Source organism: Paenibacillus sp. FSL R7-0198, from assembly GCF_038000415.1.
Lineage (GTDB): Bacteria > Bacillota > Bacilli > Paenibacillales > Paenibacillaceae > Paenibacillus.
In genome coordinates this window covers 4205508-4220201 of sequence record NZ_JBBOCB010000001.1, presented here as the reverse complement: position 1 = coordinate 4220201, position 14694 = coordinate 4205508, and the positions used below count along the sequence as shown (strand labels likewise).

Below are 14694 nucleotides of genomic sequence, written 5' to 3'. Positions count from 1 at the left end.
TCAGTGGAGGATTATTGGCGTGTTTGTGTGTATTATTTTCACAGCCAGATGAATCAAATTCATAATACCTTCAGCTGCTCCAATCAAGGCTAGATATAGATCAAAACGGTTCATTTTGTCTATATTTAGTTACAAAAATCTATTTTAGTAAGTTATGAAATTGATTTGAGTAGTTGTTCAATTTGGTGCAAGCCGAGGTTCGTCCCTTGGCCCCCATTGCTGTAACACCCGCTTCAACTCACTCAGCATAACCGGTTTGCTAATAAAGTCACGCATTCCAATCTCCAGACAAGCTTCCTTATCTTCACGTTTGGTATTGCCTGTAACTGCGATGATTGGAGGTATGCGATCCTGTGGAATTAGGCGGTGTAACAGGTCTGTCGCCTTCAGTCCATCCATCACAGGCATATGAATATCCATCAGGACAATATCATAAGCATTCTGAGAGATGGCATCAATCGCCTCCACGCCATTAGTGCACACATCTGCCTGGTATCCAAGCTTCTCCAGATATTCTCGCAAAATCTTCCGGTTTACCGGATGATCCTCCGCCACCAGAATACGCATGGCAACCTTATCACTCTGACGTGTACGATCATGATGGAACTGACTTGCTGTCTGTTCTGCTGAAGCATCTACACTCGCCGCAGGAACAGCAAACCGGAAGGTTGAGCCTTCCCCTTCTATACTCTCGACACTGATACTGCCTCCCATAATCTCCACGAGTCGCTTGGAGATGACCAGTCCCAATCCGGTACCACCATACTTCCGGTTAATCACCGGATGTAGTTGAGAGAAGGACTGAAACAACTGATCCAACTTGTCAGCGGGGATGCCAATTCCCGTATCTTGCACCGCAAAATCAAGAACGCTGTCTTCAGGCTTTCTGCCCTTGATAATATCCACGGCAACATCAATGCTTCCCTGATCTGTGAATTTGAGCGCATTACCAACCAAGTTCACCAGAATCTGCCGGATACGTATGGCGTCACCGACCATGAACTCAGGGATGCTCGGATTGAGGCGATATCTGATCTCCAGATGTTTCTCATCTGCACGCGGTTTAAACAGTTCGGCAACCTGTTCCAGCATCTTGCGTAATGCAAATGGTTCATAAGCCAGTGCCATTTTCCCGGATTCCAGCTTACTGAAGTCCAAAATATCATTAAGGATGTTCAGCAGAGCATCACCGCTGTCTCGAATAATCTCGGCATATTCACGCTGTTCTTCCGATAAATCGGTACCGATCAACAATTCTGTCATCCCCACGATCCCGTTCATCGGTGTCCGGATCTCATGGCTAACCATCGACAGAAATTCTGACTTGGCCTGAGCCGCCAGCTCAGCTGTTTCTTTGGCACGTACAATTTCACGTTCGCCAGTCACATCATTAAATACAACCACCGCGCCCTGAATCTGTCCCTGTTCAATAATCGGCGTCACCTGATACTGCACCAGAAAGCTGCTGCCATCTTTACGCCAGAATACATCTTCCTTGATTGAACGTCTCTGTCCATCCAACACAGTCATGTGGATCGGGCACTCTTCTTGTGGCAAATGACTTCCGTCTGCACGGGTGTGATGGATGATAGGATGTGAGTTTTTGCCAATGAATTCTTTCGCCTCATAACCGAACATCGAAGCTGCTGCTGGATTCATAAACATGGTGATTCCATCCGCATCCAAACCAAATATTCCTTCCGTAACCGTGTTGAGAATTAGCTCATGTTGCTTGCTGAGCTCCTGAATCCGTTCCGTGTATTCCTTACGCTCGGTAATATCGGACACGATCCCATAGACGCCCACCATTTCCTTATCCACAATAATGGGCACATTCGTAACAGATACTTCAATCTTCCAACCACTTGAATTAACGACTCGGGTCTCATAATATTGCGGTTCGCCTTGCTTCACCATGTCAAAATAATGTTTGCCATATTGAACTTCGCATTTATCCAGATTAGATAAAAAAGATTGGCCAATCAGCTTATTGCGCGGAATATCCAGCATTTGCACCAGTTTGCTGTTCACTGCGCTGTATTTACCTTCCAGATTCAATGAATACACAGCTGCCGGGTTATATTCGAACAACGATCTGTATCGCTGACGACTTTCTCGAAGACGTCTGTCCGCATCCTTATGCTGGGTAATATCCCTGCTGATGCTTACAATCTGGACACTCTTGCCACGCTCTCCAGCCACAGGCTTCGCCAATGTCTCCATCCAGATATAATGTCCCTTCTTGTGCAACACACGCATCTTGCAGCCATTGCCGATCTTGGAAAGATCCATAGGGTCCGGATAATCTCCCGGATAACAATAATCCTTGAAGGACTTTCCTATGACTTCATCCGGCTTATAACCCAGCAGGGTGTACACGGAAGGGGAGACGTATAACAACTCGCCATCCGTAGCACAAGTGGTAATCAGATCTTGTGCATGGTCAGCCAGCACCTGATATTTCTCCTGTGCCTCCTTAAGCTCACGTTGCACTTCCAGGATATCGGTAACATCCTTGGCAATGCCATAGATTCCTACGACTTCTTTTCCCTCCGTTATAGGCACATACGTTATTTCTGCGTGTTTCAGGGAACCATCTTTATGATAAAAAGTAATGGGATTACTGACTGAACGTCCAGCCAGTACCTCTTTAATGTATTGTTTGCGTGAATTTTCACTGTCCGGAGGACAGATCTCACTCTGATTCATACGAATCAAGTCATCCAGTGTATACCCAGATATCCGCTCTACCGAGGGATTAGCATCAATATAGTTTCCATGGATGTCCATTACATAAATGGCATCCGGATGGTTAAAAAACAGTGATTGGTAAGAACTTCCCTCAGAAATAATGCGCTTCAGGGTTTCCGTTTTATTAATATCCAAGGCTTACCCCTCTTTTCTCAGCCAATATCTTCATCTAACAGCAGGGATTAATTATCCCTTACAAAAATGGGCCTATCCTCGAATAACCATGTAAGCCTGCCTAGAAACAGCTTTTTTTATTTTACCAGATTCTCGTCTCATTTTGCTTACAATCTATGATTCAATTCACATGATGTGTGATGTAATACTTGGAATTTTGATTTTACAATTTATACAAGGATCAAATTAAGCCTCTAACAAGCTTGAAGTTCAATTCCGAGTCAGCTGATTCTGACGAATGGCTAAACGATTTTCTAAAGAACTCAGGACATCTTATTTGGTGTCCAGGTCCCCTTTTAAAATTTTAAAGAACATCAGACACGTTAATCCCCATAATCTCCTGACAAAAACGCTGCAAACGGTTGTTTCATTGGATATAACATGTCTCAAGTTCCTTAGATTTCTGAGATCACTTCAAATTCTTGATTAAGACTCCTCAGATTCGTTAGGGAGTTGAGAGGATGACTCCGACCCCCGCCTGAAGCAAATCTTCTCAAGGAAAGAGAGATCATCTGCTCTTGCGATGCCTTGATATAAAATTAACGATACAATTTGTATCAAAAAGGCTATAATCGTTAAAAAAAAACGATTTTCAACTACGGAGAGGACGGATGAATCATGCTGCCCAACAGAGTTAAAATTGCTTACGGTAAACTAAGAGGCTTGGCCATCTTTGGTAAAATCCAGCCCTCTATGGGCCTGCTGCCACGAATCAGGGGTAAGGTTTATCTGAATAGATTGGGTGACTTGCAGGTGGGAAAACGGCTTAACATCATAGGCAAACCTTGGGGGACCCAGTTAACCGTGGTCAAAGGCGCGAGATTAACGATTGGCGATGACGTCATGATTAATGCAGGAGTCGGGATTGCCGCTAACGTTGAAGTGACCATCGGCAATAACGTCATGATTGGTCCTCGAACAAGCATATTCGACAGTGCCTACCACCGGATTGACTCGCTGGATGACGGGAGCCAGACTGCCAAGCGGATTGTGATTCAGGATAATGCCTGGATTGGTACAGGCGCGCTTATTTTGCCCGGAGTGACCATTGGCAGAAATGCAGTTGTAGCTGCAGGAAGTACGGTAACCAAAGATGTACCCGAAAATACACTTGTAGCCGGGGCACCAGCCAAAATCATTCGGGAGTTGACCATTCATGATGGGTGGGTCAGACATTAGAAAAAATCCTCCTGAAGCATACATACAATAGAGCTTTGCATGTTTTGCTTAAAGAGGATTTTGATCTACGATAACCAAGTGTGTAACGGATTATTCAGATTTCTTTTTTCGCAAAATACATCATGCCGATTCCAATGAAAATGACAGCACTGCCTCCAACAACAGCCAGCATTGTCATCAGTGGCACGTTGTAGGCTCCGAAACCTCCGCCATCAACGGGTGTCATCAGAATCATCGGTTGTGCCCATGGATAATACGGCCCATATGTCGCCGAGTTTACAATGAGAATATTCGGTATGGTCAGTGCAAAATTCAGTGCGAGCGGTGCGGCAAAGCTGCTCCACACCAATGAAACAAACATCTGCAGGGCAGCCAAGGGTACACAGGCCAGCAACCCAAGCAGCAGTTTGCTCGTCAAGAATCCCCAAGGTACTGGCATCGTAATGCCGTGAATCATGCCTGCCAGCAGAATGGACATCAGCAATAATACTTGTGTACCCGCCAGAAGCATGAGCACAATCGTCAGTTTACCTGCATATACGCCTGAACGTGTGAGCGGTAAAACCAACATCTGCTTCCACCCTCCACCTGCATGTTCAAAACGGCAGACAAAGGACGTAAACACACCAGTCAGCATCGGTAACAATAACAATCCGTGCAGGAAAACCATCGCGGTCATCAATACCTGCCAATTTCCCGATGGCGTGGACAACAGTCCGATGAGCAGCGCAATAAGTGGACTCAGCAGAATCAGGAGCCATATGGGCGATTTGCCCATTTTCAATCGTTCAGCGGACAAAATTCGGAAGTACGTTGTCGCAAAGCTCATGTCAGGCCACATCCTTCCGGCTAAAGTGCACCATACCCAGCAACAGAATCAAGATTCCCAGACCTGCACCCATGCCTGCATACAGATATGGATTGGGTCCATTCCAGGCCATCTGCGCCCAAGCGAGTGGAAAGTTCGGTGAGATACTGAGTGCGAACATGCCCGTTATCGCGAGAACGATGCCCAGGGTGACGGGAAGTGCCTGATTCTTGTTAACCATCGTGAGCCACAACTCCAGTGACAACACGGGAAGTGCACCAGCCAAAGGTAATAGCCCCAGCTTGATCGCATGTGTCCAAGGTATTTCGCTGGCATGGAATCCGAGAATCAGACCCAGACCTACTATTCCTGCGGTTAACAGCAGGCAGGAGATTACCAGCAGCACACAAGCAAGCAGAAACTTGGCTAAATACACGGCTGGTCTGGGAATGGGCATCGCGAGCAACTGTTTCCAAGATCCCTGTTCATGCTCAACATTAGCGATCATGGAGCTGAGAATGGTTGCTCCCAGCATCAGAGACAAGGGCACAAAGACAACCACATTGCCGAGCAATCCGCCCCACAGGTTATCTGCATACTGCTCTTTCAGATAGTCCAGCCGTAAGCCAAAATTAAGCGCCTGCATCGCTGTCAATCCAAGAGGGGCCAGAAAAACAAGAAACCAGATCCCTTTCCCCCGAATCTTGAGCCAGTCCGACGATAATGCACGCCCGGTCATATGGAAGCCCCCTCGCCAATGACCCGCATGAACAGATCTTCCAGCGACTGACGCTGTTCCTCTACACGATACACATCATGATCCTGCTCAATTAATCGGCGCACAAGCAGTGCCACTGAACTGTTATCCATATAAGGGAACGTTAAAGCAGAGCCTTGTTGCTGACCAAATTGTCCCTGTTCTCTTGCCAGCTTCATAGCCTCTTCCGGCTCGGAAACCGTTAACCGGATAGAGCTACCCGTCTGACTATGCAGACTTGCGATAGTATCCTGAAGCACCATCTTGCCTTCACGGATAATACCAACGCGACTTGCCATCTGTTCGACTTCACTCAGCAAGTGGCTGGAAACCAGAACGGTAATGCCATGCTCCAGAGGCATGCGTTTGATCAGTTCCCGAATCTCCTGAATACCGGCAGGATCAAGCCCATTCGTTGGTTCGTCCAGAATCAGCAACTCCGGTTCACCCAGCAAAGCGCTGGCAATACCCAGACGTTGCTTCATCCCAAGGGAGTATCCCTTTACCGAACGTTTGGCATCCTTGGTCAGATCTACAATGGACAGCACTTCAGCAATTCTTGATTTTGGTACATTGATGATGCGACGTAAGGTCTCCAGATTCTCTACTGCGTTCAGATGTCCGTAATAGGACGGGTATTCGACCAAAGAGCCCACACGGCGTAAAATATCCATGCGATCCTTGCGGATATCCTTGTCGAAGACACGGATCACGCCTTTGGTTGGTTTAATCAAGCCGAGAAGCATGCGAATCGTTGTTGTTTTGCCGGCGCCGTTGGGACCGAGGAAGCCATAGATATCTCCCTTTTTAATATGCAGATCAAGTTCACGGACCGCTGCACGGTCCCGGTATGTTTTCCATAAATTCGCCGTTTGAATAATATTTTCACTCACTGTATGATCACCTCGGAACTATCGTAACCTTCCAAGGTTAAAGCCAAAGTAGTCTCTAGTTTAAGTTTAGTTTAAAAAAGCTATTTCAGCGGTTTGTTGTTTTCCCTGTTTCCCTTACCACTGTAGATATATGTCTGGACACCCGTATCGGAACTGTCTACCCGCTTGCGCAGACCCATCTCACGAATCAACAGGTCTACAATGGATAAGCCTAGACCTGTGCCTTTTGTGTCGGAATTCGGTTGCATTCCCGGACCCCGATCCTGAATAACGACGGCCGTCTCACCCTGAATCTCCTGGGTTGTTATGCCAATATATTTCCCGCTGGCGGCATGACGGATTACGTTCTGAAACAAATTATCGAGTACACGGCGCATGCCCTGTTCATCCATATGCCAGATCAGCGGTTCCTCCGGGAGGTCAATATCAATATCAAATTGCTCTTTCTCCCAGACCGGGTACCAGGCCGCCGCCGTTTCCCTGACGATCCGCAGTATATCTTTCTCTTCCAGCTTCAGTGTATATTTCCCGCTCGTGAGCAAATTGTAGGATAACATGTTGTCAATGAGCCCGCCGAGGTCCTCCATTTTCGCTTCCATGCGATGTAATGAACGGTCACCTTGCTCGCTCAGCTCTTCCTTGTGCAAAGCATGCATATGTCCACGAATTACCGTTAGCGGGGTACGCAGATCGTGGGAAAGCCCCGCAATGAGACGTTTGCGCAATTGTTCTTCCTCGCGTTCACGGTGGCGGCTGTTGGACAGTTGATGCACCATCTGATTGAAGGATTCTTCCAGTTGACCAATCTCGTCTGACCGGCGGATATCTACCGGAAGCGGGAGGCCTTCCTTGCCTGTGGTCATCATGGCCGTCTGCAAACGAATAAGTCGTTTGCGAATGCGTGCGAAGAAGAGAATCGACATAATGATGAAGATCAGAAAGATGAGGGTCATTACGATACCAAGATACAAGAGTTCCATCGGCCAGTTACTCTGATTCATTTGCAGAAGTGACCGAGGCACTTCAATGATCATGAATCCCTGTCCTTTGTCCTGCTCATCTCCGCCAATATATGCAACTACGGTGAGTGGATCGCGAAAGGAAGCTTCTTTCATGAATTGCACTGTATTATTTACATTCCATAAGGCTGGAATATGAGTCTCTGTCGTTTGCCCGGAATCCAATGACCATCTCAATGTCGTGTCTGTCCTGCCATCCGGCGACATGGATTTTAGAAGCGTTACATCTTCACCACCGAGAATAAGTAGGGTCTCCCCGTTCACATTCACACGATACATCGAAGATTTGGGATACGAGCCATGTAATTGCTCCAACCGGGCCTTAATCTCTTCATCCGAAGCACCATCCAGGTTCTTCGCTTCACGTGACCAGAGGTTACTTATCCGAGTAACATCACCATAAGGCGCGGCTCGGTTCGTATTCGTGTCCGTGTTATTCACTACGACAATATATATAACGGATATGATCGGAAGCACAACAGGCACAAATAATACAGCCGCCAAGATCAGGAGGATGTATCTGGACATCAAGGACCGCCCAAAGCGAAGCTTGCGCCGCCCGGATTGCTTTTGATCCATGCTTCGTTCTCCCTTCATGATCTTCCGTTCCCTGAACCACCGGATCATGGCTTCTTCACACGATATCCCACACCACGGACCGTCTGAATAATTGCAGGATTGGCCGGATCAAGCTCCAGCTTTTCGCGTAGATGCCGAATATGTACCATTAAAGTTTTGTCCCCATCCAGATAGGGCTCGTTCCAAACGGCTTCATAGATCTGCTCTTTGGTTCGAATCATGCCCATATGTCGTAGCAGGTAGGCGAAGATGTGGAACTGTTTTCCCGATAAAATAATCTCATCCCCCGTCTCCTCATTAACGATCCGGTTGTCCTTCTCATAGATGGAGAGATGATCCAGCTTCAGGGCAGCATCCGTGGATACCGCTGTTCCTGCCTTACGCAGCTGTACTTCAATCCGGGCAGCCAGTTCATCGGGGTGAAATGGTTTGGTCACATAGTCATCTGCAAAATCAAGACCGTGTAACTTGTCGTCAATAGACGTTCTGGCCGAGAGCATGACAATGGGCACGGCAGGATGTTCTTTTTTCAGTCGCTGACCTACCGTAAATCCATCCAGCCCGGGCAGCATGACATCCAGAATAATGAGTGAGCAACCGACAGCAGCCTCCGCTGCACCTTCACCACTGCCGAGCCATACCACCTCATAACCGCGCTCCTCCAGATCGGCTCTGACCCAAGTCGCAATTTCCGTATCATCTTCAATATATAACAGTTTGGTTTTCATCCGAATAATCGTTTCCTTTCTGCCCTCATTGGGTTAATGATATATCTGAGCATCATCATGATAAAAGCTGTCTATACCATATGGATTCATGTCTTGTTCAAGTCTCGCGTTAACACGCATTCTAATTATAGCTTATCCATTAACTCGGGTAACGTCATATCCATCAAGTCTACCAAGTACATACTAGTTCTACACCTGACGGGAGGAAATTCATTATGCTTCTGGAAGCCATCTATCATCAACCGAAACGAAACTGGGCCTATGCCTATGACCAAGATACAATCCATCTGCGTTTGCGTGCCAAAAAGAATGATCTGACCGAGGTACATGCCCTGACCGGGGATAAATATGCGTGGGATGCAACCAAAGCGCTGATTCCCTTAACGAAGTTCACCTCTGACTCCATGTTCGATTACTTCGAGGGCGAAGTGAAACCTCCCTACCACCGACTCAAATACTCTTTTCTGCTCAAAAGCGGCGAAGAACAGATCTGGATGACCGAGACGGACTTCCAGGAAGAAGAACCGGACGATCCGGGTCGTATGTTCCAGTTCCCTTATATTCATGCCGGAGCTGTATTCACACCCCCTGCATGGGTTAAGGATGCGGTGTTCTATCAGATTTTCCCTGAACGATTCGCCAACGGCAACCCGGATATCAGTCCGGAAAAGGTAGAGCCGTGGGGTGGCGAGCCAACACCTTTCAATTTCTTCGGCGGTGACCTTCAGGGCGTGATCGACCATCTGGATTACATCAGCGATCTTGGCATTAATGCGATCTACTTCACACCCATCTTCGAAGCCACCACCAATCACAAATACGATACAGAGGACTATCTGCGGGTAGATCGTCACTTCGGTGATGCAGATACCGTGAAACGACTGGTTGAGCTGTGCCATGCACGTGGAATTCGTGTACTGCTGGATGCCGTGTTCAATCATTCCGGGAAGACATTTGAGCCGTTTGTAGATGTACAGAAGAACGGAGAACAATCCAAATACAAGGACTGGTTCCATGTACACGAATACCCGCTGGACGTGAAGGACGGTATTCCTACGTATGAGACCTTCGGATTCGAAGCTCACATGCCAAAGCTGAATACGGAGAATGCCGAAGTTAAGGCCTATCTGCTGGAGGTTGCTGAGTACTGGATCAAGGAAGTGGGCGCGGACGGATGGCGGCTGGATGTGGCAGACGAAGTGGACGATGCATTCTGGCGCGATTTCCGCCGTGTAGTCAAAGCCGCTAACCCGGATGCCTACATTTTGGGCGAAGTATGGAACGAGTCTTCCTCCTGGCTGCAAGGTGACCAGTTCGATGCGTCCATGAACTATCCGTTTACCGATGCCGTGAATGCTTTCTTTGTGAAAAATACAATGCACGCAGAACAGTTCGCGAACTCCATCGGACGACAGTTATCCCGTTATCCGCTTCAGGCCAGCGAAGTGGCGTTCAACTTGCTGGACAGCCACGATACCCCACGGCTGCTCACGCTGTGTGAAGGCGACCAGCGCAAGATGAAGCTGGCTGCGTTATTCCAGTTCAGTTACATGGGTGCTCCGTGCATCTATTACGGAGACGAGATTGGCATGGACGGCGAACATGATCCGGGCTGCCGTAAATGCATGGAATGGGACGAAGCGAAGCAGGACCGGGAGCTGCTCGACTTTTATCAGAAATTGATCTCACTGCGTCATGCTCACCCTGCCCTGCGTGCAGAAGGCACCGTTCGTTTCCTGCAGGCTCGTCCCGATGGCAGCCAGCTGGTATTTGAGCGGCAAAATGAGGAGGAACGCATTCTGGTTCTGTTCAATCGATCAGAAGAGACGGCTATTGTCGAGCTGGAGGCCGATGACGAGGAATGGACCGAGTTATTCGGCGGAAACCATCGTACCGCCAAGGAAGATGGCGTACTCGCCATTGAACTGCCTGCGTATGGATATGCCGTACTAAGTACTAGTCTCACATAAATATCAAGTTATACTTGCTCATATGCAAGACAGGAGTCTGTTCAATTCATCGGCATATCAAACGAAATAGGCGCTCACAGATCTGTTCCTGATCTGTGGAGCGCCTATTTTGCATATCAATCACTATCATGGGATTACTCCGGCTGATCCAGTTGTTCCTTGAGCAATTGAATGGTGGCTTCATACTGAACAAGTCCCACTTGCATGCACAACCGTTGTGAAGGCGAGATGTGTTCGCCAAATTCCTTCATCTGATGCTGAAGCTTGTCATATAACAATTCCTTGCGTTTCAACTCTGTTGAAATCCACCCCGTTACAGTATTCTCATCCGCCAACTCTCCGAAATACAACCGCATCAGAAAATCAGAACGGAACACCTCGTCTTCCAGGGGACTCATCAGGTATGCGTGAAACTGTGCTGCTCCCTCCGGAGTCAATGAGTACACATTCTTGTCGGGTTTCCCTTCCTGCCTCACCGATTCCTTCGTAAGCAACCCTGACTTCTCCATCTTCGCGAGTGTAGGATATATGGTGCCAAAGCTGGCATCAAAGAAAAATGAAAAATATTGTTCAAAGTACTGCTTGATCTCATATCCCGAACATGGCTGATTGTGCAGTATTCCGAGGATGACATGCTGCGTGTTCATCGGTGCACCGCTCCTTTCCATTCCTCTTAACGTATCACAATCAGCCCCCCATATTCAATGATCGGATGAAGACACGGATGCTTCCAGAGAAGAAGGTACAGTAGCAATCTGTTTCTCCCTGTGAGATTCAGAAATTGCCGGGCCGGAACGTCTGATCCAGATGCTAAGGGCACCCAGAGTTAGCGTTGTAACCCCTATTGCTGCAAGGAACAATACATCCCTGCCGATCCCGTTTCCTCCAAGCACAAGGTTCGTCATCCCCTCTACGGCATAGGTCGCCGGTAGATACTGACCGATCCCTTGGTAGAACTCAGACATTACATCACGCGGAATTGTTGAGCCCGAGGACAACATCAGCAGAGGCAACAGCGCACTGTTTAACCAAGCCCCAGCATTGCCAAGCAACAACAAGCTCAACTGAGCCATGAGTATAAAAGATATGGTGACCAGCAACTGGAACAGCCATAACATGAACCAACCGTCTGCTGACGATACCCCCATAACATGCATCATCCCCGATCCAACGAGCGAAACAATAAATGCAGCACCAAGATTAACGATGTTGCGGGCCCAGAAACGCTCCCATTTCCCTGCCCTTCCACTCAGTTCACCAGACACTTTTTGCAGATTCATGCCAAGCAACATCGCTCCGGTAAACGTAGCCGTTACAATCAACATCGGTACCATGGAGAAAGCAAAATTATCAACAGGATTCAGTCGCTCCACCTCTGCCTCCACGCGTGAAGACAACCCTACCGCAAGCGCATCGGACTGATCAGCAGTCATACCGGACTGATTCAGCACTCCGCGAATGCCATTCTCTTGTACTTCACGGTTCAACGTCGCTGTAACTTGTGCGGCTACGTTCTGCATCACACTTTTCACGGTAGCCACGTTTGATTCGTTCATCACATACTTAACTGCAATCGGCTTCGACAAGTCTTCTGCCTGCTGCATGAAACCTGATGGAATCTCAATAATCATGTACACATCCCGATCCGTTAACATCTGTCGTGCTTCTTGCATCGATTCAGATGGTTTGATCTCGAAATTAAGACCTGCCGCCAAAGACTCGGCTACCGGTTCAGCCGCTACCCCATCTTCATTCACGATGGTGACAGCTAGCTCAGTCATTCTCTCATTAACCTGATCATATCCACTAAGCCAGATGATGTTAAAAAAAACCTGGAACAGCACGGCCGTAATTAAACCTACAATGGTGGCTCCGTTTTTCAAAAACAGTAGACTCGTCTGGAAAATTCCTTTCATTCTATCCATCTCCTTTAATTTTGTTTCGCTCTCATATATATCGTATTGATATATGACAATAGTTAATATATCAATACGATATATATGTCGTCAATGTTTTTTGTTTTTCTTCGTTGGAAAAAGACAAAAAAAAGCCGATACATCTCTTCACCAGGAAGGTATGTATCGGCTTTTCGTATCATGTAAGGAACTCTTCTTCACCTCTAATAATCAAGGCTCATGGTATCACGAGTTAGTGTTAGATTTAATTCATATCAATCCTATTTATGCCTTAGGTTCTACGTCATTTTCAGCAGGAGACTCCTGCTCAGGCTCTGCACGCTTTGCCTTTGGTTTAGCCAACTTCTGCATCATTTTGCGGCCGGTTGGTGTCTGGGCCAACCCGCCCTGGGCTGTCTCCCGATGGCGGCTCGGCATCGCGCTGCCTACTTCCAGCATGACGTCGATGACTTCGTCTGACGGAATGGCGCTACGCACTCCGGCCAGGGCCATGTCAGCCGCAGCCAGCGCCGTAACCGCACCCAGTCCATTACGGACGATGCAAGGAATTTCAACGAGGCCTGCAACCGGATCGCAGATCAGGCCCAGTGTATTTTTTAACGCCAAACCAACGGCATGAACTACCTGTTCCGGTGTACCTCCACGCAGTTCAACCATGGCACCCGCAGCCATGCCGATAGCTGAACCCACTTCCGCCTGGCAGCCACCTTCGGCACCGGAGATAAATGAATTGTTGGCAATAACATAACCAATCGCTCCCGCACAGAACAACCCGTTCACCAAATGTTCGTCCGTCCAGCCAAACCGCTCTTGTGAACTGATAAACACACCCGGGATAATGCCACAGGAACCAGCTGTTGGTGTTGCCACGATCCGACCCATGGAGGCATTCACTTCAGATACACACAGGGCATACGCCATGGCAAGTGCGGAAGCATCTCCTGAACAAGTCTCACCCTTGCGAATGTACTCGGCCATTTTTTTCCCGTCCCCACCGGTTAACCCACTGCGTGATGTTGTATCTTCCGTTAACCCTTTGCGTACCGCTTCCTTCATCACCTGATAATATTCAGACATCTGCTTCACAACATCCGCTTCCGGTGTATTGGTCTCCTGAACCTGCTCCTCGATCATCAGCTGAGCAATGGTTTTGGATTCCGCTGTACAGATCGTATTCAGTTCGTGTAAATGTTTAAATCGCATCCGAATCAACTCCTCTCTTCAAATCAATGACACGAATGTCTAACACATGGTCCAGCTCCCTTAGACGCTTGAGCATATCAGGATTAGGCACACCATCCATTTCCATCGCGGTAAGTGCTTCGCCATCACGGGCTTTCCGGTCCACCTGCATATAGCCGATGTTAACCCCGGATGAACTGATCGTGGACGTTACCGATGCAAGCACCCCTGCCTTGTCTGCATGTCGCAGAACGAGTGTTGGAAACTCACCACTAATCTGAACACGAAAATCATTCATCGCATGCACCGATACACTGCCACCACCAATGGATGCACCGATTAAGGAGCAGGCACGTTCTCCATGCCACAACTCAATTTTGACCGTATTCGGATGAGGAGCAGGCAGGCCACTTGTATAAAACTCAACCTCCATGCCTGCTTCCTCTGCGTATTGCTCTGCATCCGGGATACGTGGATCGTCTGTGACATAGTCCAAAAGACCGCCGATCAGTGCCAGATCTGTTCCGTGCCCCTGATAGGTGTCAGCGAATGAACCGTATAACGTCAGCCGGGCACGTTCTGGCGTACATCCCAGCCACTGACGAGCGATTCTTCCCAGCCTTGCCGCTCCAGCTGTATGTGAACTTGAAGGCCCTGTCATGGACGGACCAATAATTGAGAAAACATCTTTAAATCGCACTTTATAACCCTCCAATTGTATTCGTCATTTACATCCAG

12 protein-coding genes are annotated in these 14694 nt (G+C 48.0%); 2 read left to right on the top strand and 10 right to left on the bottom strand.

What is annotated here, in order from left to right:
• Positions 1-177: 177 nt before the first annotated feature.
• Positions 178-2886, bottom strand: a complete 2709-nt coding sequence (locus MKY87_RS18395) for a PAS domain-containing hybrid sensor histidine kinase/response regulator (protein WP_340965651.1) — start codon at positions 2884-2886, stop codon at positions 178-180.
• Positions 2887-3543: 657 nt separating this feature from the next.
• On the opposite strand from MKY87_RS18395, the gene MKY87_RS18390 reads away from it, so the two are divergent.
• Complete coding sequence (locus MKY87_RS18390; protein WP_091038205.1) at positions 3544-4104, top strand: acyltransferase; 561 nt, start codon at positions 3544-3546, stop codon at positions 4102-4104.
• 94 nt (positions 4105-4198) lie between these two features.
• On the opposite strand, the gene MKY87_RS18385 is transcribed toward MKY87_RS18390, so the two are convergent.
• The 5 genes from MKY87_RS18385 to MKY87_RS18365 form a co-directional block, all read right to left on the bottom strand.
• Complete coding sequence (locus MKY87_RS18385) at positions 4199-4933, bottom strand: ABC transporter permease (protein ID WP_340965650.1); 735 nt, start codon at positions 4931-4933, stop codon at positions 4199-4201.
• 1 nt (position 4934) lies between these two features.
• Positions 4935-5651: an ABC transporter permease gene (locus MKY87_RS18380; protein ID WP_338590406.1), complete on the bottom strand. Its 717-nt coding sequence runs from the start codon at positions 5649-5651 to the stop codon at positions 4935-4937.
• Entirely contained in the window at positions 5648-6562 is a 915-nt protein-coding gene (locus tag MKY87_RS18375; RefSeq protein WP_036672188.1) for an ABC transporter ATP-binding protein, read from the bottom strand. The genes MKY87_RS18380 and MKY87_RS18375 overlap by 4 nt, the downstream gene beginning before the upstream one ends.
• 80 nt (positions 6563-6642) lie before the next feature.
• Positions 6643-8160 carry a HAMP domain-containing sensor histidine kinase gene (locus MKY87_RS18370; protein ID WP_340965649.1) on the bottom strand — a complete coding sequence of 506 codons (1518 nt, stop codon included), beginning with the start codon at positions 8158-8160 and terminating at the stop codon, positions 6643-6645.
• A 44-nt stretch (positions 8161-8204) separates the two neighbouring features.
• The gene (locus MKY87_RS18365) at positions 8205-8888 is read right to left on the bottom strand and encodes a response regulator transcription factor (protein ID WP_192135550.1); all 684 of its coding nucleotides are present in this window, start codon (positions 8886-8888) and stop codon (positions 8205-8207) included.
• A gap of 215 nt (positions 8889-9103) precedes the next feature.
• On the opposite strand from MKY87_RS18365, the gene MKY87_RS18360 reads away from it, so the two are divergent.
• Positions 9104-10858 carry an alpha-glycosidase gene (locus tag MKY87_RS18360; protein WP_340965648.1) on the top strand — a complete coding sequence of 585 codons (1755 nt, stop codon included), beginning with the start codon at positions 9104-9106 and terminating at the stop codon, positions 10856-10858.
• A 134-nt stretch (positions 10859-10992) separates the two neighbouring features.
• On the opposite strand, the gene MKY87_RS18355 is transcribed toward MKY87_RS18360, so the two are convergent.
• From MKY87_RS18355 to sdaAB, 4 genes are all read right to left on the bottom strand, one after another.
• Positions 10993-11505: a PadR family transcriptional regulator gene (locus MKY87_RS18355; protein WP_339786759.1), complete on the bottom strand. Its 513-nt coding sequence runs from the start codon at positions 11503-11505 to the stop codon at positions 10993-10995.
• Between the two features lie 54 nt (positions 11506-11559).
• Positions 11560-12774, bottom strand: a complete 1215-nt coding sequence (locus tag MKY87_RS18350; RefSeq protein WP_339786761.1) for a YhgE/Pip domain-containing protein — start codon at positions 12772-12774, stop codon at positions 11560-11562.
• Between the two features lie 264 nt (positions 12775-13038).
• Positions 13039-13977: an L-serine ammonia-lyase, iron-sulfur-dependent, subunit alpha gene (sdaAA, locus tag MKY87_RS18345; protein WP_339786764.1), complete on the bottom strand. Its 939-nt coding sequence runs from the start codon at positions 13975-13977 to the stop codon at positions 13039-13041.
• Positions 13967-14656 (bottom strand): L-serine ammonia-lyase, iron-sulfur-dependent subunit beta, encoded by a 690-nt coding sequence (sdaAB, locus tag MKY87_RS18340; protein WP_339786766.1) that lies wholly within the window; start codon positions 14654-14656, stop codon positions 13967-13969. Before sdaAB ends, sdaAA begins: the two co-directional genes overlap by 11 nt.
• Between the last annotated feature and the right edge of the window lie 38 nt (positions 14657-14694).